The organism is Bacillus sp. ISL-35 (assembly GCF_018613355.1).
GTDB lineage: Bacteria > Bacillota > Bacilli > Bacillales > Cytobacillaceae > Mesobacillus.
On the sequence record NZ_JAGGQK010000004.1, the window covers coordinates 513912 to 532270 of the forward strand.

An 18359-nucleotide genomic window follows, 5' to 3' on the forward strand; every position below is an offset into this window, starting at 1 on the left:
AGGAGGAGAAAGAATGGAGAACACAATTTTTTCATTGCTGCCGCCATTATTGGCAATTTTGATGGTAGTGATCACAAGGCGGGTGCTATTGTCTTTGGGGACAGGCATCGTCGCAGCAGCATTTTTGCTTGCTGACTTTAATATCATTGAAACATTCGCTATTGTGTGGGATGCTGCCAAGGCGATAGTCATTGCGGATGGCGAACTGAACACGTATAGCTTATACATCATTTTATTCTTGCTGCTTTTGGGTACAATTACAGCCTTCATTTCTATTTCAGGAGGAAGCCGAGCGTTCGGCGAATGGGCAATGAAGCGTGTCAAAACAAGAGCTGGAGCTCAATTAGTCGGTGCTTTCCTTGGCATTATTATTTTTATTGATGATTATTTCAATGCACTGGCTGTAGGGCAGATCACTCGTCCAATCACGGATCGCCAGAAGGTTTCACGTGCAAAACTGGCCTATATTATCGATTCAACTTCAGCACCAATGTGTGTCATTTCTCCGATTTCCAGCTGGGGTGCTTACATCATTGCATTGATTGGTACAATCCTTGCTGCTCACGGCGTGAATGAATATAGTGCGTTCTCAGGGTTCATGCAAATCGTGCCAATGAACTTCTATGCTCTTGCAGCATTGGCAATGGTTTTCATTGTTGCTCTTAGGAATGTGGAAATTGGTCCAATGAAAAAGCATGAGGAACTTGCGATTACGGAAGGAATTGTTGTTCCTCAGGACAAGCCGGTACCAGGCGAACTGAAGGATGATCTGCCAACGAGTACGAAAGGTACTGTTGGAGACCTTGTATGGCCGATTGTTGCCCTTGTCGTTGGAACAGTAGGCATGATGCTATGGACAGGCGCAAGTGCTGTTGAAGGAAAAGTAACCATTTTCGGTATTTTTGAAAATACAGATGTCACCAAGTCTCTTGTAACTGGCGGATTGTTGGGTCTTGCTGTAGCTTTGATTCTTTTTGTCAGACAGGCAGCTGTATTAAAAGGAGTCAATGCCAATGTCTTTGGAAAAGGTATTGCTGAGGGCATTAAATCAATGCTTCCGGCTATCTATATTCTCGTCTTCGCCTGGGTCATCGTTGACCTGATTGGCCGGCTTGAAACAGGTAAATATCTGGCAGGTATCGTTGAAAGCTCAAACATCAATATTGCCTTCCTGCCATTCCTGCTGTTCCTCGTAGCCGGTATCATGGCTTTCTCAACAGGAACATCATGGGGATCATTTGGAATCTTGCTTCCGATTGCAGGAGATATTGCAGCGGCAGCTGATATTACAATTCTTTTGCCAGCTTTGGCAGCTGTCCTTGCTGGTGCGGTTTTTGGAGACCACTGCTCGCCAATTTCTGATACAACGATTCTTTCATCAACAGGTGCTGGTTCACACCATATGGACCATGTCATGACTCAGCTGCCATACGCGCTGATTTCAGCAGCGATTTCAGCTGTCGGCTTCCTGGTCCTCGGTTTTACAGGCAGCACGCTCGCAGCACTTGCAGTAGTAGCCATCCTGCTGGTTGCTTTTGCGTTCATCTTCGGAAGCAAAACAAACCAGGAAGAAGTACTGAAAGAAAATCTAGCAGAATAATGAAAAAGCTGTCTGGAATCAGACAGCTTTTTTCATATTTTTAAAATAGTGGGAATAGAATCCTAATTAATAGGAGTTTTAGTATAGTTGGGAAAATTTTATCGAAAAAAATTTATTATGTCGCAAATAATATTTTGACAAGCCCTAAAAAACTAGCTATACTATTTCTAGACTAAATAATCTGAAAATATAAAACTTTCTAATTCATCGATATTTTCCAGGTGGTTAGAAGGCAAGGGGGATTAAAAATGGAAAATCGTCCACAGTGGGGCACGAGGGCAGGTTTCATTCTTGCCGCGGTAGGTTCGGCAGTCGGGTTGGGAAATATTTGGCGCTTCCCGGGTGTAGCTTATGAGAACGGAGGAGGGGCCTTCTTCCTTCCATATCTATTCGCATTACTAACCGCAGGGATTCCGCTATTAATCATGGAATTCACCATTGGCCATAAGTATCGTGGTTCTTCACCATTGAGCTTTGCGAAATTAAAGAAAGGTTCAGAGTGGCTTGGATGGTGGCAATTGGCTATTTCATTTGTCATCTCAACCTATTATGCGGTCATCATTGCCTGGGCTATGTCTTACGCCTATTTTTCTCTAAGCAAGCAGTGGGGCGATGATCCACTGACTTTCCTTGTTGGAGATTACTTGAAAGTAGTAGATGCAGGAGATGTTGGAAGCCTTGTTCCTGGAGTATTTGTTCCATTGATTATTGTATGGGTAATCACACTTGGCATTCTTTTCAAAGGTGTTAAAAAGGGTATTGAAGCAGCAAATAAAGTATTTATTCCAACACTTGTCATTTTATTCTTAATTATTGTTGTACGTGCTTTAACCCTGGATGGAGCCATTGATGGAGTCAATGCATTCTTCAAGCCTGACTGGGGACAAATCTTGAATGGAAAAGTTTGGGTAGCAGCATATGGGCAGATTTTCTTCAGTTTATCCATTGCATTTGCAATCATGATTACTTATTCAAGTTATCTGCCAAAAAAATCTGATATCACAAATAATGCATTTATTACCGGCTTCGCTAACTCATCATTCGAAGTGTTAGCTGGGATCGGAGTCTTCGCAGCATTAGGCTTCATGGCAAGCCAGCAGGGAGTGCCAATTGACGAAGTGGTCAGCAAAGGAGTCATTTTGGCGTTTGCAGTCTTCCCGCAGATTATAAATGAACTGCCTGCATTCAGCGCGGCATTTGGTGTCTTATTCTTCGTAAGTTTGACGCTAGCTGGATTAACATCTCTAATTTCTATCGTCGAAACATATGTAGCTGGGATTCAAGATAAGTTCAATGTTTCCCGTAATAAAGCAGTTGTCATTGGAGGCGGTCTTTCAGCTCTGATTTCAATCCTTTTTGCTACTCAAGGCGGACTTAACTTCCTAGACACAGTAGATGCTTTCATCAATAACTATGGTGTAGTTGCAGCCGGATTTGTTGAAATCATCATAGTAGCTTGGGTTGCCAAGGAATTGAACAACTTAAGAAGCCATGCGGATGCTGTTTCAGATATCCAGCTGGGCAGCTGGTGGAATATTTGTTTAAAATACGTCACACCTGTTGTTCTGGGTATCATGATGGTTATGAACATCCTAACTGATTTAAAAACGAGCTATGGCGGTTATCCGGAATCGTTCAACTTCTATTATGGTTGGCTTGTGGCATTCGCTGCACTGTTAGTAGGATTTGTTTTCAAGTATGTAAAGAAATGGGATAATACTCTACATGAAGTTCCACAAGACGAGGGGGTCTCTAAATAATGGATGCTAGTTCAATCGTAATGATGGTACTTGGAATTGGAATCATTTGGGGCGGCCTGGTTGTCAGCGTGCTGCATGCAGCAAAAAAATCACGTTCATCTTAATATACACAGGCGATCCTAAGTGATGGCCTTATACAAGAAGGATCCGGAATGTACATTCCGGATCCTTTTGTCTTTATACTGAGGTACAGCGAGAGTTCTATTTTGCAAAGAATTTGGTCACAGAACACTCATGTGGCAGTCTGAAACCAAGGAGAGTGGCAAAAGTTTGAATGTAGGAATAATCACGCTGCTTTCAAAAAAAGCCCCAAAAGTGGGGCACCTTTCTTACTTATTCCTGAGTCTCGCTCGTTCCTGCCTGGACCATAACTTCAAATGAGGGTATGGATCGAAGGACCATTCGGTATAGCCATTGTCCTTGTACATGCCGTAATGAAGATGCGGCGGGAATTTTCCGCTTGTTCCCGGCGGCCCGTACCCGGAGCTGCCCACACCGCCTATGACAGTTCCAGGCTCGACGATCTGCCCTACTTTAAGGTCCTTGGCAAATCCGCTAAGATGGGCAAAATAATGGTAGGTATTATTTATATCACGGATGCCTACCCGCCATCCGCCATATTTGTTCCAGCCTTTCATTTCAATGATGCCATACCCTGTCGCTCGGACTGGCACTCCATAGCCGGCGAAAATATCCGTTCCTTCATGGATTCTTCTGCCGCCCCATCCACGAGCATCTCCCCATGTGTTGTTATAGCTGTGATTGCTCCGCAGCGGGAGAGGAAAGACATGCGTATCAAGGTCCAAACGCCCAAAATGCTTGTAGATCATGGCTTTTCCGATGATGATTCCGACCGTCTTATCGCGTTTATAGTAATTCCAGAGGCCAATTTTAATATTCTCATGGTCTGTACCGTAATTCAGGAGATATTGGGCGAATGCCTGCAATACGTCTTCATCATCCTTCAGGCTTGCTTTGCCGTCACCGTTTCCATCAAACCCGATTCCATTGAAAAATTGTATCGAGACCGGATTGTCATCCTCCAGATTTGGATTCAGAAGTCCAGCCCACTCTTCCGGCTTAAAATAAATTCCGGCAGTTCCTTCAGCTTTGGGCAAGTCCTTTCTTGCCTGGCGGACATTCCGTTCATATTGATCCACCGCAGCAATATAATACCAGGGAATCTGGGTAACCGCTTCAACTTGGGTGTATAGATCCATTCTCTTTTTATAAATATCCTGTTCCTGCTCAGCTGCAGACGCGAGATCCACAGAAAGGACAGGGTAAAGGAAAAAAAGAACGATAACTGCTTTAAGGAATTTCACCGTAATCCTCCCTTCATGATTTTACTCCTTTAATTTCCAGCTCAAGCGTATGAAATCTGCTTTTGCTTGACTTCTGTTAGTTTGCGATGATGGGGGTTTTTCATAAATATCAAATAATGGTAATCGCAAAGTTATCGTACTTGTCGATAGTATTCCATTATGTTAAAGTGACATCAGAAGCTGTATGCCAGCCTTGATTTTTTCATGGTGTTCTTGAGGAAGTGCAGCAGGAATGGAGTGAAAATAATGAGCAAAAAAGAGGTACAGAGAAAGCCTGATTGGCTGAAAATAAAGTTAAATACGAACGAAAACTATACGGGCTTAAAAAAGATGATGCGCGAAAAAAATCTACATACTGTATGTGAAGAAGCAAAATGCCCGAACATCCATGAATGCTGGGCGGTTAGACGGACTGCGACCTTCATGATCCTTGGCGATGTATGTACGCGTGCATGCCGTTTTTGTGCTGTAAAAACGGGACTGCCTACTGAGCTTGACTGGCAGGAGCCGGAAAGAGTCGCGGATTCCGTTACCCTTATGAACCTTAAGCATGTCGTCGTCACAGCTGTAGCCCGCGATGATCTGAAGGATGGGGGAGCTGCTGTATTTGCTGAGACTGTAAGAGCCATCCGCAGGAAAAATCCGTTCACCTCTATTGAAGTATTGCCTTCTGATATGGGCGGCGTGATCGAAAACCTGCAGATGCTGATGGATGCGCGTCCAGATATTCTGAACCACAATGTCGAGACAGTTAAGCGCCTGACACCGAGAATCCGTGCGCGTGCTACATATGAGCGTTCACTGGAATTTCTGCGCCGTGCAAAAGAAATGCAGCCGGATATTCCGACGAAGTCAAGCATCATGGTTGGACTGGGAGAAACGAAGGAAGAATTGATCGAAGCAATGGATGATCTGCGTGCAAACAATGTGGACATCCTTACACTGGGCCAGTATTTGCAGCCTTCCAAAAAGCATCTAGAGGTGCAGAAGTACTATCATCCGGATGAATTTGCCGAGTTAAGGGAAATCGCGCTCGAGAAAGGCTTCAGCCATTGTGAAGCTGGACCTCTTGTCCGTTCATCCTACCATGCCGATGAGCAAGTCAACTCAGCTGCAAAGCATAAACAACAGCTTGCAGAGCAGGAAGCACAGCAGGCATAATTCTTAAAAGCCTAAAGAAGAGTTCAGCATAAAACAGGCTGAACTCTTTTCGTTATTGACCCTTTTTCATCTGTGTTGACAGATCGTCCTTGTCCGTTTCTTCGTTCAGCTCCCCTTTTGCCTCTCCATTGGCATTTTCACCTGAGCTCATAGGGCGCCCTTGAGGCGATTTAAGCATCTGCTTGATTAGGCCATCAATCTGGTCGCTGACATTACGGCTATCAGTATCGAGTGTGGCATAGTTCTCGACTTCTTTGCGCAGGCTTGTGTCGTCTGAAACGTATACATGGAACCAGCGCGGAACGACTGACATAGCCATCCGCTTCACCTGATCTGCAGTCTCATTGCGGTTTGGGGAATCGGTTGCGTAGACAATCAGCACTTCTTCATCTGTCACAAGAGTAGACACATCATCTACATTCTGTGCCATCAGGCTGAATCTGCTGATCATGTCAGCAATTTGTTCACGGTCGATCGCCTGGTATGCATTTTGCATGTTATCGGCACCCATTACACCTGTTTTTTGATGGCGAACATATCCGAAGTCTTCGCTTCTGTCCCGCAAACTTTTGCCATTTTCATTATATAATTCTGGACGGTTGTCGTTTACATTCAGTGTATTCCCGCTCTGTTGATAAATTCCTGCCCCGCCATCACGGCCGTCTGGTGAGGCATTATTATCGCCCGCACCACAGCCAGTCATAGCCACAGTTCCGCAAATACCAAGAGCCATTAATGCTTTTTTCAATTTAAACACCCCCTAATGATTAGAATGGCTCCAAAATTATTTTTTTTGCTTAGTAATTGATGGGGAATAAGTTATAATTAAGAAAAGCGCAGGTGCGTGTACTTGGTGATCAAGACAGACCGTTATGGAAAAAGAGGTGGACCTACCAATGATTTGCATCAATAATCTTTGTTATGAAATAGTGGATGAAGGACGGAATGGCTTTAATGAGGAAGCATTTCGCGCCAGATACAGCGAGATTCTGACGAAATATGACTATATAGTTGGCGACTGGGGATATGGGCAGCTTCGCTTAAGAGGTTTTTTTGATGACCAGAACCAGAAATCAACATTCGATACGAAAATCAGTACGGTAAGCGAATACTTATATGAGTACTGCAATTTTGGCTGTGCCTATTTTGTCGCCAAGAAAGTGGCAAAGCAAAGCCAGGACAAATAGAATAGAAAAACGAAGAAATGCTCCAATCCTGACGATTGGAGCATTTCTTTTTTAGAGGTCGCTATATGGCGGCTGTTCACTTTCGCTCGGATCATCATGGGTTGGATGGGCGCCTGCTTCTTTTCTTGGCGTTCCCTGATGAAGAGATTTGAACTCATAATTGAAATTGCTGTACGTACGCTGTCCCTCACGCCATGGTGTGCTTTTGCCCTCAACCGGTTCGTTTTCCCGGAATGGCGACCCGTACGGCCCCTCAGGAAAGTCTTCAGCTGTTATATAGTTCTTTTGCTTTTCTACATTCGAAAAATCAGAGTACTTTTCACTGTCTTCCTTGCTCATGAAACTCACCCTCTTTTGTTTGTTGTCTTTTTAGTATTTCTTCGAAAAGACAAATCAAACAAACAGTTCGTTCCAGATTAAAGGATTGGCCTTAGGAATGAGCGAAGTTCTTCCGCATCTTCTTCGGATAAGTTATAGGCATATTCAAGATAGCCTTCTTCATCAAGGTCATCGTGGCCAAGGATTGCAAATCGGCTTCCCTGGATATCCATCACGATGCTCTTGCCGTAATATCTTCCTGTCTGCAAGATGGCGAGATCAAAGCGCTGGTTCTCCCCCACAAAGCTGACATAGCGCGTTTTTGTAGCTTCTGTTTCATCGTATAAAAAAAATTGTTCCGTCATCGTGAACCTCCTATGTGCTGTAAAAAGTATGTATTTTCTAAATCATCACAAGATGCAGCTTGTGTTTGAGATGATGATGTGCTGTGATGTAGCGGACAGTGCCAATTCGTGTTCCAAATGTCTCTCCTCCATTTTCGACAGCATTCTCACCCACCATCAATCTTACCAGAAAAACTTTTATTTCTGAATTTATCTTTGCAGGAAATTACGAAAGGCCTATTTCAAACTGGATTAGAAGGGAAATGGTTTAACAGCAAGCTGAAGTTCGGACAGGTTTGTGGGAGAACAGGTGAAGTTGGGTGAAAGCAGTTGCGAGTTCGGACAGGTTTGGCGGAAGAGCAGGTGGAGTTGTCCGGAGCAGCGCGTGTTCGGACAGCTTAGGAGGGAGAACAAGAAAAGCTGTCCGAAGTAGCACCCGGTTCGGACAGCTTAGGAGGGAGAACAAGGAAAGCTGTCCGAAGTAGCCTTGAGTTCGGACAGCTTGGGAGGGAGAACAAGGAAAGCTGTCCGAAGTAGCCCCGAGTTCGGACAGCTTGGGCGGATGAACAAGAAAAGCTGTCCGAAGTAACCCCGAGTTCGGACAGCTTAAGAGGGAGAACAAGGAAAGCTGTCCGAAGTAGCACTTGAGTTCGGACAGCTTTGGAGGAAGAACAAGAAAAGTTGTCCGAAGTAGCGTCCAGTTCGGACAGCTTAGGAGGGAGAACAAGAAAAGCTGTCTGAAGTAGCACCAAGTTCGGACAGCTTAGGAGGGAGAACAAGGAAAGCTGTCCGAAGTAGCGTCCAGTTCGGACAGCTTAGGAGGGAGAACAAGAAAAGTTGTCCGAAGTAGCGATCCAGTTCGGACAGCTTAGGAGGGAGAACAAGAAAAGCTGTCCGAAGTAGCCCCGAGTTCGGACAGCTTAGGAGGGAGAACAAGAAAAGCTGTCTGAAGTAGCACCAAGTTCGGACAGCTTAGGAGGGAGAACAAGGAAAGCTGTCCGAAGTAGCACCCGTTTCAGACAGGTTTGGAGGGAGAACAAGGAAAGCTGTCCGAAGTAGCCCCGATTTCGGACAGCTTAGGTGGATGAATAAGAAAAGTTGTCTGAAGTAGCACCAAGTTCGGACAGGTTTGGGAAAAGAATAAGAAAAGCTGTCAAAAAAAGCTCGTAATTCTGACAGGTTTGAGGGAGAAACAAGAAAAGCTGTCAAGAAAGTGACGTTATTTTGACAGGATCGAAGGAGTAACAAGAAAAGTTGTCAAGAAAGCGCCGTTATTTTGACAGGTTTGGAGGAGAAGCAGTAAAAGCTGTCAAAAAAACCCCGTAATTCGGACAAGTTTAAGAGAGAAGCAAGCAAACCTGTCACAATCAAACAAGAATTCAGACGTAAATCAACCCTTCCCAATATTTCCACCATCCAAAGAGTAAAAATATTTTGAAATAACTATCTAGGAAAAAAGGTCTATTTTAGCGAAATATGGTACAATTAAGAAAAAGTTCTAGTCATCGTCTGAGAGGATTGAAACCTATGGCCCGCCGTGTTACTAGCATATTGGACAACCTGCTTGGTTGGGGGAAAATAATGTTGCCTCATTCATCGCTTTGTTATTATCCGCCTCAGTTCATCTTGAGGGATCCTGTTGTAGCCGGGGTGAAGAAGGCTTTCAACAGTGGATGTGAAGTGGCAGTCATTGCCTATACGATTAAAAATCACCGCGAGCTGGCGGCTCAGCTTGGTGAGGAGACGTGGAAGTACCATAAGGCTTTGAAGCGTCATTTCAAAGCAGTCATTGAATTGGAAATTGAAAAAGAGGACATGATTGTCCTGCATGATTATTATAGTGACAGCCTTAGCCTGTTTATGCGGATTGACCATAACAGGCATTGTATCTCGGAGATTGATGCGAAGATGAAGAAAATCCTCAGGGAAGCGGAAAGCAGGATTTTTCATGAGTATCCTACTGTCCAGCCAACCTTTGACACAGGATTCATTTTCATCGATAAATCAGTAGGTTCCGTGCATGAAGCGGTCTTGAAGGCTCACCAGCAGGCGTTTGCGATGGCTGAAAAACGAATCCAGACGGAATTCAATGAAATGGTGTATGAGATGAACAAAATCATCTCCCAGCAAAATATCAAGCTTCTGGCGCAGCCGATTATTGACGTCGCCACCAAGGAAGTGCGCGCATGGGAGATGCTGACCCGTGGTCCGGAAGGGACTGCCCTCGAGAGTCCCCTGCAGCTTTTTTCAGTCGCAAGGCAAACGAATATGCTGTATGAGCTTGAAATGATCGTCCTGAGGAAAACGCTTGACCAAATCACGTCAACCGGCTGCCTGGATGATATCTTCATTAATTTTACGCCGATCACGCTTGGCAATTTCCGGTTCGTCCGTGACCTGAAAACGATGATGAAATCTTATGAAGACATCAAGCCGAATCAGATCACCCTGGAAATCACCGAACGGGACTCGATTGAGGGAATCGACAATTTTATCTATAATATAAAGGTGTTAAGAGGAATGGGTATCAAGATTGCGGTTGATGATACCGGAGCGGGATATGCCAGCCTGAATACTATCAGTGAGATCATGCCGGATGTCATCAAGATCGACAGATCCGTCATCCAAAACATCGACAAGAACTCTGTAAAAGAGTCGATGCTGAAGGGGCTTCTGCTTGTTGCAAGGGAAGCGGGCTCTACTGTCATAGCTGAAGGAATCGAAAACGAGCATGAAGCTTCAGTCCTTTCGCGGAACAAGGTTGAACTGGCGCAAGGTTATTTTTACGCCCGACCCGGATTATTGAAAACCGTCTAGCATCTTTGAGAGGTGATTAGGAATGTATTTTGTCGACAGGGATCAAATTGAACAAACATTACATTTTTTGAACAGGCAGATTGATTTTTTTGAAAGCAATGAATCATGGGAAACGCCTATGGAAAAAGCAGCTCTCGAGCGTGCGGCGCATACGATGGTGGAGGGCGTTCTTGATGTGGGCAATGCGATGATTGATGGCTTCATCATGCGCGACCCGGGAAGCTATGAAGACATCATCGACATCCTCGATGATGAAAAAGTCGTGACACCAGAGCTGAGTGCAAGCTTGAAAAAAATCGTCCTGTTCAGGAAGATGCTCGTCCAGCAATATACGGACGTGGACCATGAAAGCCTGATCCAAACTTTCAAATCCGAACTTCCGCAACTCAAGCTGTTTCCGGAAAAGGTCAGGGAATATTTAACGAATGAACTGGGCCCGGTTTCCGCTTTTAAAAAGTAAAGCTGGAAGAAGAGACCGATCAGATGGACAGAGCAGTTCATCAGTCGGTCTCTTTTTCTTTGCAGTGAGCTTTGTCCTTTGCACTGCCTGCTCGACTTTAATAAAATGGGAGTATTCGTTTTCGCACAACAAGGGAACATTATTCATAGGAGTGATCATCATGAAAAAATATAAAGGCTATCTGATAGATTTGGATGGAACGATGTACAGGGGCTCAGAGCGGATCGAGGCGGCTTCGGATTTTATAAAAAGGCTGATTGCAGCTGAAATCCCTTATTTATTTGTCACGAACAATTCATCGCGTACACCGGCCCAGGTGGCGGAAAAGCTGCGCAGCTTTGATATCCCAACGACTGAGGAACAGGTTTTTACGACTAGCCAGGCAACGGCCAACTACATTTATGAGCAAAAGCAAGATGCGACTGTATACGTGATTGGCGAAGAGGGAATCCAGACAGCCATTGAGGAAAAGGGCCTAAAATTCGCAGGGGAAGACGCGGATTTCGTCGTTTCCGGAATCGATCGCGGCATTACCTATGAAAAGCTGGCTGTAGGCTGCCTGGCAGTCAGGAACGGCGCCACCTTCATTTCGACCAACGGAGATATCGCGATTCCGACAGAACGCGGCCTGCTTCCGGGAAATGGTTCGCTGACATCCGTCATCGCTGTTTCCACACAAACAGATCCGATTTTCATTGGCAAGCCGGAATCAGTGATTATGGAACAGGCATTGAAGGTCCTGGGAACGGCAAAGGATGAGACGCTGATGGTCGGGGACTATTATGATACCGACATTCTTGCCGGCATGAGAGCCGGAATGGATACGCTCCTTGTACACACAGGGGTCACAACGAAAGAATTGCTTAAAGGCTACGATGAAATGCCAACCTATACCGTCGATTCACTGGACGACTGGGAAGTATAAAAAACAAAAGGGACTTGCGCCATCTCAGGTGCAAGTCCCTTTATTTTTAGTCCTCAATATTTGCTGCTCTGTGGGCAAGTCGGCTTGAAGCAGCCGCCGCAACAGCTCCCACAATATCATCTAGGAACGTATGGCATTTGCCTGACTTTTCTTTATCATTAAGGAGCTCAAGGATTCCCGGTTTTGCTTTATCAATGAACCCGTAGTTCGTGAATCCAATCGAACCATAAATATTGACGATTGAGAACGCGAGGATCTCATCCACGCCATACAGGCTCTCATCTGTTTCAATGATGGATTGGAGCGGTTCGCCAAGCTTCTTCTGCTCTGCAAGGATATCAAGCTGGATTCCTGTCAGGATGGCATTCTGGACCTCACGTTTGGATAGTACTCGTTCGACATTCTGGATGCAGTCCTCCATCTGAAGGTTCGGATGGTACTTCTCCTGCAAGAAGAACACAAGTTTCGCAATATCTTCTATTTCAACCCCGCGTTCGTGAAGCCACTTCCGGGCAGTTTCCTCTGTCATATGAATGGCGCGTTTCTTTTCTAACATCTGCATCACCTTTCTGTTTTTATTTCAGGTAATAAAGCGTGTATCTCACTTTGAAAATTGTCTAGCTCCAGCGCCTAGCCCCTCGAGACGTTTCGGTCTGCCCAATGAAGTCAAAGAACGACTTCACCGGTCAGCCCTCCAACGCTTGTCGGGGCTGACCAAGGCGCTTACGCTTTTCTAATAGCTTTCTTCATATCCTATTTAACCTAAATTATTCCGCTTAATCCGTTTTAGTGAAAGAATTCATTCCTTTAAATCATTTCCAGAATGAAGGCAGTTATTCATTTCATTGTTTTGCAGTCCGGTACATATATTTGTAAAAGAATGGCTTGGAAAGAGGTGCTGTTTGATGTTTCAAAAGATGTTAAAAGAAGTATATGGGATTTTTCCGGATTCAGAAGTATCTCTTGGTAGATATCATGGATATAAACAGAATGAAGGGCTTTATTTGATTATGGACGCTAACGGGTCAAAAGAGCAAGAGATAAGCGAGCTTTCGAGAATCGCTGACCATATGCAAAAAGCGGGTGACCGCAACGTTTCGAGGGTGCTGACGGACAAGGAGGGGCGGCAGATTTGCGAATGGGAGGGAAGGAAGTACTGTGTGCTGCAGAATCGTGCCGCACCGATGCCGGAAAAACTGCGAACAGGCAGGAAGCTGGCAAGGTTCCATACAAGAGGACGGCAGATTCCCTTCAAGGTTGAAAGCATGAACAGGGTCGGACAGTGGAAACAGCTGTGGGAAAAGCGGCTCGACCAGATGGAAAAGGTATGGAGCGGAAAACTTTATACTGAGCCTGAGAACGACTTTGAGAGAATGTTCATGGAGTCTTTTCCGTATTATATGGGATTATCGGAAAATGCCATTCAATATCTTGCCGATACGGAGATCGATGATAAGCCGACTAGGGTCGACCACGGGACTGTATGCCATGAGCGTTTTACCAATACAGTCTGGAGAGGGCCGTATTTTGTCAAAAATCCATTTGAATGGGTATTCGACCATGGAAGCCGCGATCTGGCTGAGTGGGTGAGGGAGCGTTATTTTGCTAATATCCAGACGAACCAGCCGGAAGTAAAAAACTTCCTTGCCGAGTATCAGAGCGTGACGGTGCTGTCGCCGTTTTCGTGGAGACTTCTGTACTCGAGGCTGCTGTTCCCGCTTCACTACTATGAGGTTGTAGAGAATTACTATATTACTCAATCTGAACAAACAAAGCGCCAGCTCGAGGACCGTTTGCGGAAGTATCTCGACCAAAGCAGTGATTACGAACGTTTTTTAAGCCATTTTTACCAGATTGGTGAAGCCCCTGTAAAAATGGCGAAGCTTCCCCCGGTTGACTGGTTATTACGGTAGTCGAAGCTTTTGCGGAAATGTGATAGAATAAATATTATTCTATTATATTAAACGCTTTCAAAAAGGAGCCAGACTATGAAGCCGTATATTTTTATCACCAGGAGACTGCCTGAAGAAACGATTGTAGAGCTCACCGAGCAATTTGAGGTGAAGATGTGGGAGCATGAAGATATCCCTGCCCCGAGGGAGGTAATGCTTGCTGAAGCCAAAAAAGCCAGTGGGATGATCACGATGCTGTCTGATAAAATTGACGAGGAACTGCTGTCAGCTGGTAAAAACCTGAAAGTCGTCGCCAACCTGGCTGTCGGTTTTGACAATATCGATCTTAAAGCAGCCACCGAGCGCGGAATCATTGTGACCAATACACCTGATGTGCTGACCGAGACAACCGCTGATCTTACCTTTGCTTTGTTGATGGCTGCGGCAAGGCGCATTGTCGAAGCAGCTGATTATATCAAAGCTGGTAAGTGGGAAGGCTGGAGCCCGTACCTGCTTGCAGGGCATGATGTGTATGGAAAGACGATCGGGATCGTCGGCATGGGGAAAATTGGTGAGGCTGTTGCCCGCCGTGCGAAAGGGTTTGGGATGGATATTCTTTACCATAACCGTTCCCGCAAACCGGAAGCGGAAAAGGAGATTGGCGCTGTCTACAGTTCATTCGAGGATCTTGTATCAAAGGCTGATTATGTGGTTTCACTCGCACCGCTGACAGACGAAACGAGAAATCTTTTTACCGCAGAGGTTTTTGCGAAAATGAAAAAAAATGCGATTTTCATCAATGCCGGACGCGGCCCGGTTGTGGACGAGCAGGCATTATACGAAGCGCTGAAAAGCGGAGAGATTGCCGGTGCAGGGCTTGATGTTTTTGAAAAAGAACCCATTTCAACAGACCATCCGCTGCTTGAACTTCCTAATGTGACAGCAATCCCGCATATTGGATCCGCAAGCACAGAGACGAGGACAACGATGATCAAGCTTTGCTGCACAAATGTCAAAGCTGTCCTCACTGGAGACAGTCCAAAGACGATTGTTAATAAAGAAGTGCTTCAATAATTCATTGATCCTTCCCTTCATGCAGGGAAGGATTTTTTTTTACACTTAGAGCCCCTTGTGATTAAGCGTTTTCATGAAGAAAAACTACCTAAATATCCCTTGTAAAAGCGGTTGGTCGTCTATATAATGTCTACTATACAAAAACAAGTGTATTTTTAGAAAAGACAAAGAGAGAGGGGAAGAGAAAATGCAGGCAATCTCGGTAGGGCTTCTTGGATTGGGAACAGTAGGGTCGGGGGTAGTGAGAATCATTGAGAACCACCAGGATAAATTGATGCACCAGGTGGGTTGCCCGGTGAAGGTAAAGAAAATCCTCGTCCAGGATGTAGAAAAGGAAAGATCGGTAAAGGTGGACCCATCTCTCCTGACGATGGATCCAGCGGACATCATCGAGGATCCGGAAATTGAAGTAGTGATTGAAGTCATGGGCGGAATCGAGAATACCCGTGAACATATGCTGCAGGCACTGAGGAACAAAAAGAACGTAGTGACAGCAAACAAAGATTTGATGGCTGTCCACGGCTCAGAGCTGCTGACTGCAGCGAGTGAAAATGGCTGCGATCTATTTTATGAAGCGAGCGTGGCTGGAGGGATCCCGATTTTACGCAGCCTCGTTGACGGACTTGCGTCTGACAGGATCACAAAGATGATGGGAATTGTGAATGGAACAACAAATTATATTTTAACGAAAATGAGCCAGGAAGGACTTCCATATGACAGCGTGCTGAAAGAAGCGCAAGAGCTGGGATATGCCGAGGCGAATCCGGCATCGGATGTGGAAGGACTTGATGCAGCAAGGAAGATGGCGATCCTGGGTACACTTGGATTTTCGATGAAAATCGACCTTGATGATGTAAAAGTGAAAGGAATCACTTCAGTCACAGAGGAAGACCTGCAGTATGCCAGACAGCTTGGCTATACGATGAAATTGCTCGGAATCGCTGTCCGTGAAGGCGACAAAGTCGAGGTATGTGTAGAACCAGCGCTGTTGCCATCGTCCCATCCGCTTTCGTCTGTCAATAATGAGTACAATGCGGTATATGTGTACGGTGAAGCGGTCGGGGAGACGATGTTCTACGGCCCGGGTGCCGGCAGTCTGCCAACCGCCACTGCTGTCGTTTCAGACCTTGTGGGCGTCATCAAGAATCTGCGCCTTGGTGTGAATGGCCGTTCCATGGTCACTCCTCAATACGAGAAACAGCTGAAGGACGATGGAGAAGTGAGCTCCAAGCATTTCCTCCGACTCCATGTCCACGATGAAGTTGGTGTCTTTTCAGAGGTCACCTCGCTGTTCGCCAGACATAATGCCAGTTTTGAAAAAATCCTCCAGATGCCTTTGAAGGAAAAAGGACTTGCGGAAATCGTGGTGGTTACCCATCGGGCTTCCCTCAAAGACTATCAAACTATCCTGATGGAGCTGCGTGACCTCAGGGTTGTGAAAGAAATCAAGAGCTCATACAGAGTTGAGGGGAGTGTCAAACAATGAGATGGCAGGGGCTGTTGAGTGAATATCGTGAATACCTGCCAGTCAATGGTCTGACTCCGATGCTGACCCTGCATGAAGGAAACACTCCGCTGATCCGGCTTGACCAGCTGTCAGAGGAGTGGGGCATAGATTTGCATGTAAAAGTGGAAGGAGCCAATCCGACGGGTTCATTCAAGGACCGCGGCATGGTGATGGCAGTCGCGAAAGCCAAGGAGGAAGGCAGTGATACGGTCATCTGTGCTTCCACAGGCAATACCTCGGCTTCCGCAGCTGCATATGCGGCGAGAGCAGGAATGCGGTGCATCATCGTCATTCCCGAAGGAAAAATCGCGATGGGCAAACTGGCACAGGCAGTGATGTATGGCGCCAGCATCGTGTCAATCGAAGGGAATTTTGACGAGGCATTGAAAATGGTCAGGGCCATCAGCGAAAATGAACCGGTCACGCTCGTGAATTCGGTCAATCCATATCGACTCGAAGGCCAAAAAACGGCTGCCTTCGAAATCTGTGACCAGCTGGGCGGAGCACCAGATATTCTGGCGATTCCGGTGGGGAATGCGGGGAATATCAGTGCTTACTGGAAAGGGTTCAAAGAATACGATGCCAGCAGGGTGACAGGTTTGCCGAGGATGTTCGGTTTCGAGGCAGAAGGAGCGGCAGCAATCGTGCAGGGTAAACCGATTGAGCAGCCAGAAACCATCGCTACAGCCATTCGAATTGGCAATCCTGCCAGCTGGAATCTGGCTGTTGCTGCCAGGGATGAATCAGAAGGAACAATCGACTTCGTTACCGATGAAGAAATTTTGCAGGCCTATAGCCGACTGGCCTCCACAGAAGGGATTTTTGCTGAGCCTGGTTCATGTGCCTCATTGGCAGGGATCCACAAGCTTCTGAAACAGGGAGAAATTCCTCGAGGTTCCCGGATTGTTGCTGTACTGACCGGAAATGGCTTGAAGGACCCTTCTACTGCCATCGATATCAGTTCCATCTCACCCGTATTGCTTCCGAATGATGAGAGAATCGTCAGCGAGCATATCAGGGGAGTGGTCAGACAATGAATGGACTGGAGGAACCGCATGCTGCAGGGATTCCGGCAAGACAAGTTTTTGCGGTAAAAGTCCCGGCCAGCTCAGCGAACCTTGGCCCTGGCTTTGATTCTCTTGCGGTCGCATTGGATCTATACCTCGAGCTCGAGGCTGAGCGAAGCGATCTGTGGAAGGTGGAGTTCCTCTCTTCATCTCTAACGGATTTTCCGCGTGATGAAGAGAATTATATTTGCCAGGTCGCACTTAAAACCGCTTTAATGTACAAGCAGAAAATGCCGCCGCTCTCCATGTCTGTCAAAAGTGACATTCCGCTGGCAAGAGGGCTTGGATCCAGCGCTGCGGCGATTGTTGCCGGAGTGGAGCTGGCCAATGAATTTTGCGGTTTAGAATTGTCACCGCGTGAAAAATTACAGGTCGCTGCCAGGTTTGAAGGCCATCCGGATAATGCCGGAGCGAGCCTTTTCGGCGGAGTAGTGGTGGGCAGCCAAATAGGAGATGAAGTGGATCTGACAGTACTGGACCAGATTCAGTTCGACCCGATTCTGGTTGTCCCCAGGGAGGAATTGTTGACCGAAATTTCGCGTGATGTTCTGCCTTCAGCCATGGGCTTCCAGAGCAGTGTCCAGGCTAGTGCTGTTGCCAATCAGCTGCTTGCCGCTTTGATAACACAGAACTGGCCGCTAGCAGGCAGGATGATGGCAGCCGACCTGTTCCATCAGCCATACCGGAAAGAACTTGTGCCGTTTTTTGATGATGTACAGGAAAAAGCCATCCAGTCAGGCGCATTCGGCGTGGCACTGAGCGGGGCTGGCCCTTCAATATTGTGTCTGGCGGAACCTGGTCAAGGGGAGGAAGTCACGGAAAAAATGAAGCAGTGTGTCGATGGAATGGGAATTTTGAATCTGAAAATCGACCGGACAGGGTGCAGCTCCAGCATGAAAAAAAGCGGTTTTGCCATTTAAGG

The 18359-nt window shown here is 46.2% G+C and carries 18 protein-coding genes; 13 read left to right on the forward strand and 5 right to left on the reverse strand.

Annotated features, from left to right (window positions below; genetic code table 11):
* Positions 1-13 precede the first annotated feature (13 nt).
* From J7E38_RS08480 to J7E38_RS08490, 3 genes are all read left to right on the forward strand, one after another.
* Complete coding sequence (locus J7E38_RS08480; RefSeq protein WP_214706510.1) at positions 14-1600, forward strand: Na+/H+ antiporter NhaC family protein; 1587 nt, start codon at positions 14-16, stop codon at positions 1598-1600.
* A 248-nt stretch (positions 1601-1848) separates the two neighbouring features.
* Positions 1849-3360, forward strand: a complete 1512-nt coding sequence (locus J7E38_RS08485; protein ID WP_214706512.1) for a sodium-dependent transporter — start codon at positions 1849-1851, stop codon at positions 3358-3360.
* Positions 3360-3464, forward strand: a complete 105-nt coding sequence (locus J7E38_RS08490; RefSeq protein ID WP_214706514.1) for a methionine/alanine import family NSS transporter small subunit — start codon at positions 3360-3362, stop codon at positions 3462-3464. The genes J7E38_RS08485 and J7E38_RS08490 overlap by 1 nt, the downstream gene beginning before the upstream one ends.
* A 225-nt stretch (positions 3465-3689) precedes the next feature.
* On the opposite strand, the gene J7E38_RS08495 is transcribed toward J7E38_RS08490, so the two are convergent.
* Positions 3690-4631 carry a M23 family metallopeptidase gene (locus J7E38_RS08495; protein ID WP_353049946.1) on the reverse strand — a complete coding sequence of 314 codons (942 nt, stop codon included), beginning with the start codon at positions 4629-4631 and terminating at the stop codon, positions 3690-3692.
* Between the two features lie 300 nt (positions 4632-4931).
* On the opposite strand from J7E38_RS08495, the gene lipA reads away from it, so the two are divergent.
* Positions 4932-5846: a lipoyl synthase gene (lipA, locus tag J7E38_RS08500; RefSeq protein ID WP_214706515.1), complete on the forward strand. Its 915-nt coding sequence runs from the start codon at positions 4932-4934 to the stop codon at positions 5844-5846.
* 52 nt (positions 5847-5898) lie between these two features.
* Here lipA and J7E38_RS08505 read toward each other — a convergent pair whose 3' ends face one another.
* A complete protein-coding gene (locus J7E38_RS08505) occupies positions 5899-6594 on the reverse strand; it encodes a YhcN/YlaJ family sporulation lipoprotein (RefSeq protein ID WP_214706516.1) in 696 nt (231 codons plus the stop codon).
* Positions 6595-6742: 148 nt separating this feature from the next.
* On the opposite strand from J7E38_RS08505, the gene J7E38_RS08510 reads away from it, so the two are divergent.
* On the forward strand, positions 6743-7033 hold the full coding sequence (locus J7E38_RS08510) for a YutD family protein (RefSeq protein WP_215038313.1): 291 nt from the start codon (positions 6743-6745) through the stop codon (positions 7031-7033).
* A 51-nt stretch (positions 7034-7084) separates the two neighbouring features.
* On the opposite strand, the gene J7E38_RS08515 is transcribed toward J7E38_RS08510, so the two are convergent.
* On the reverse strand, positions 7085-7372 hold the full coding sequence (locus J7E38_RS08515) for a hypothetical protein (RefSeq protein ID WP_214706519.1): 288 nt from the start codon (positions 7370-7372) through the stop codon (positions 7085-7087).
* Between the two features lie 77 nt (positions 7373-7449).
* Entirely contained in the window at positions 7450-7716 is a 267-nt protein-coding gene (locus tag J7E38_RS08520) for a DUF3055 domain-containing protein (protein ID WP_214706520.1), read from the reverse strand.
* A gap of 1560 nt (positions 7717-9276) precedes the next feature.
* Here J7E38_RS08520 and J7E38_RS08525 point away from each other — a divergent pair.
* The 3 genes from J7E38_RS08525 (at position 9277) to J7E38_RS08535 (ending at position 11897) form a co-directional block, all read left to right on the forward strand.
* Positions 9277-10512, forward strand: coding sequence for an EAL domain-containing protein (locus J7E38_RS08525; protein ID WP_214706522.1), 1236 nt, complete (start codon positions 9277-9279; stop codon positions 10510-10512).
* Positions 10513-10534: 22 nt separating this feature from the next.
* Positions 10535-10972 (forward strand): DUF86 domain-containing protein, encoded by a 438-nt coding sequence (locus tag J7E38_RS08530; protein ID WP_214706525.1) that lies wholly within the window; start codon positions 10535-10537, stop codon positions 10970-10972.
* A 160-nt stretch (positions 10973-11132) separates the two neighbouring features.
* Positions 11133-11897, forward strand: coding sequence for a TIGR01457 family HAD-type hydrolase (locus tag J7E38_RS08535; RefSeq protein WP_214706527.1), 765 nt, complete (start codon positions 11133-11135; stop codon positions 11895-11897).
* 46 nt (positions 11898-11943) lie between these two features.
* Here the strand turns inward: J7E38_RS08535 and J7E38_RS08540 are convergent, their stop codons facing one another.
* On the reverse strand, positions 11944-12426 hold the full coding sequence (locus J7E38_RS08540) for a phosphatidylglycerophosphatase A family protein (RefSeq protein WP_214706590.1): 483 nt from the start codon (positions 12424-12426) through the stop codon (positions 11944-11946).
* 376 nt (positions 12427-12802) lie between these two features.
* On the opposite strand from J7E38_RS08540, the gene yutH reads away from it, so the two are divergent.
* The 5 genes from yutH (at position 12803) to thrB (ending at position 18357) form a co-directional block, all read left to right on the forward strand.
* The gene (yutH, locus tag J7E38_RS08545) at positions 12803-13810 is read left to right on the forward strand and encodes a spore coat putative kinase YutH (protein ID WP_214706528.1); all 1008 of its coding nucleotides are present in this window, start codon (positions 12803-12805) and stop codon (positions 13808-13810) included.
* Positions 13811-13885: 75 nt separating this feature from the next.
* A complete protein-coding gene (locus tag J7E38_RS08550; protein WP_214706529.1) occupies positions 13886-14863 on the forward strand; it encodes a 2-hydroxyacid dehydrogenase in 978 nt (325 codons plus the stop codon).
* Positions 14864-15050: 187 nt separating this feature from the next.
* Positions 15051-16349: a homoserine dehydrogenase gene (locus J7E38_RS08555; protein WP_214706531.1), complete on the forward strand. Its 1299-nt coding sequence runs from the start codon at positions 15051-15053 to the stop codon at positions 16347-16349.
* Positions 16346-17407: a threonine synthase gene (gene thrC / locus J7E38_RS08560; RefSeq protein WP_214706534.1), complete on the forward strand. Its 1062-nt coding sequence runs from the start codon at positions 16346-16348 to the stop codon at positions 17405-17407. Before J7E38_RS08555 ends, thrC begins: the two co-directional genes overlap by 4 nt.
* Positions 17404-18357 carry a homoserine kinase gene (gene thrB, locus J7E38_RS08565; RefSeq protein ID WP_214706535.1) on the forward strand — a complete coding sequence of 318 codons (954 nt, stop codon included), beginning with the start codon at positions 17404-17406 and terminating at the stop codon, positions 18355-18357. The genes thrC and thrB overlap by 4 nt, the downstream gene beginning before the upstream one ends.
* Positions 18358-18359 lie beyond the last annotated feature (2 nt).

Bases quoted from the DNA above. Each gene is read 5' to 3' on its own strand.
- J7E38_RS08480 (WP_214706510.1), top strand. From the start codon at position 14: ATGGAGAACACAATTTTTTCATTGCTGCCGCCATTATTGGCAATTTTG.
- J7E38_RS08485 (WP_214706512.1), top strand. From the start codon at position 1,849: ATGGAAAATCGTCCACAGTGGGGCACGAGGGCAGGTTTCATTCTTGCC.
- J7E38_RS08490 (WP_214706514.1), top strand. From the start codon at position 3,360: ATGGATGCTAGTTCAATCGTAATGATGGTACTTGGAATTGGAATCATT.
- lipA (WP_214706515.1), top strand. From the start codon at position 4,932: ATGAGCAAAAAAGAGGTACAGAGAAAGCCTGATTGGCTGAAAATAAAG.
- J7E38_RS08510 (WP_215038313.1), top strand. From the start codon at position 6,743: ATGATTTGCATCAATAATCTTTGTTATGAAATAGTGGATGAAGGACGG.
- J7E38_RS08515 (WP_214706519.1), bottom strand. From the start codon at position 7,372: ATGAGCAAGGAAGACAGTGAAAAGTACTCTGATTTTTCGAATGTAGAA.
- J7E38_RS08520 (WP_214706520.1), bottom strand. From the start codon at position 7,716: ATGACGGAACAATTTTTTTTATACGATGAAACAGAAGCTACAAAAACG.
- J7E38_RS08525 (WP_214706522.1), top strand. From the start codon at position 9,277: ATGTTGCCTCATTCATCGCTTTGTTATTATCCGCCTCAGTTCATCTTG.
- J7E38_RS08530 (WP_214706525.1), top strand. From the start codon at position 10,535: ATGTATTTTGTCGACAGGGATCAAATTGAACAAACATTACATTTTTTG.
- J7E38_RS08535 (WP_214706527.1), top strand. From the start codon at position 11,133: ATGAAAAAATATAAAGGCTATCTGATAGATTTGGATGGAACGATGTAC.
- J7E38_RS08540 (WP_214706590.1), bottom strand. From the start codon at position 12,426: ATGACAGAGGAAACTGCCCGGAAGTGGCTTCACGAACGCGGGGTTGAA.
- yutH (WP_214706528.1), top strand. From the start codon at position 12,803: ATGTTTCAAAAGATGTTAAAAGAAGTATATGGGATTTTTCCGGATTCA.
- J7E38_RS08550 (WP_214706529.1), top strand. From the start codon at position 13,886: ATGAAGCCGTATATTTTTATCACCAGGAGACTGCCTGAAGAAACGATT.
- J7E38_RS08555 (WP_214706531.1), top strand. From the start codon at position 15,051: ATGCAGGCAATCTCGGTAGGGCTTCTTGGATTGGGAACAGTAGGGTCG.
- thrC (WP_214706534.1), top strand. From the start codon at position 16,346: ATGAGATGGCAGGGGCTGTTGAGTGAATATCGTGAATACCTGCCAGTC.
- thrB (WP_214706535.1), top strand. From the start codon at position 17,404: ATGAATGGACTGGAGGAACCGCATGCTGCAGGGATTCCGGCAAGACAA.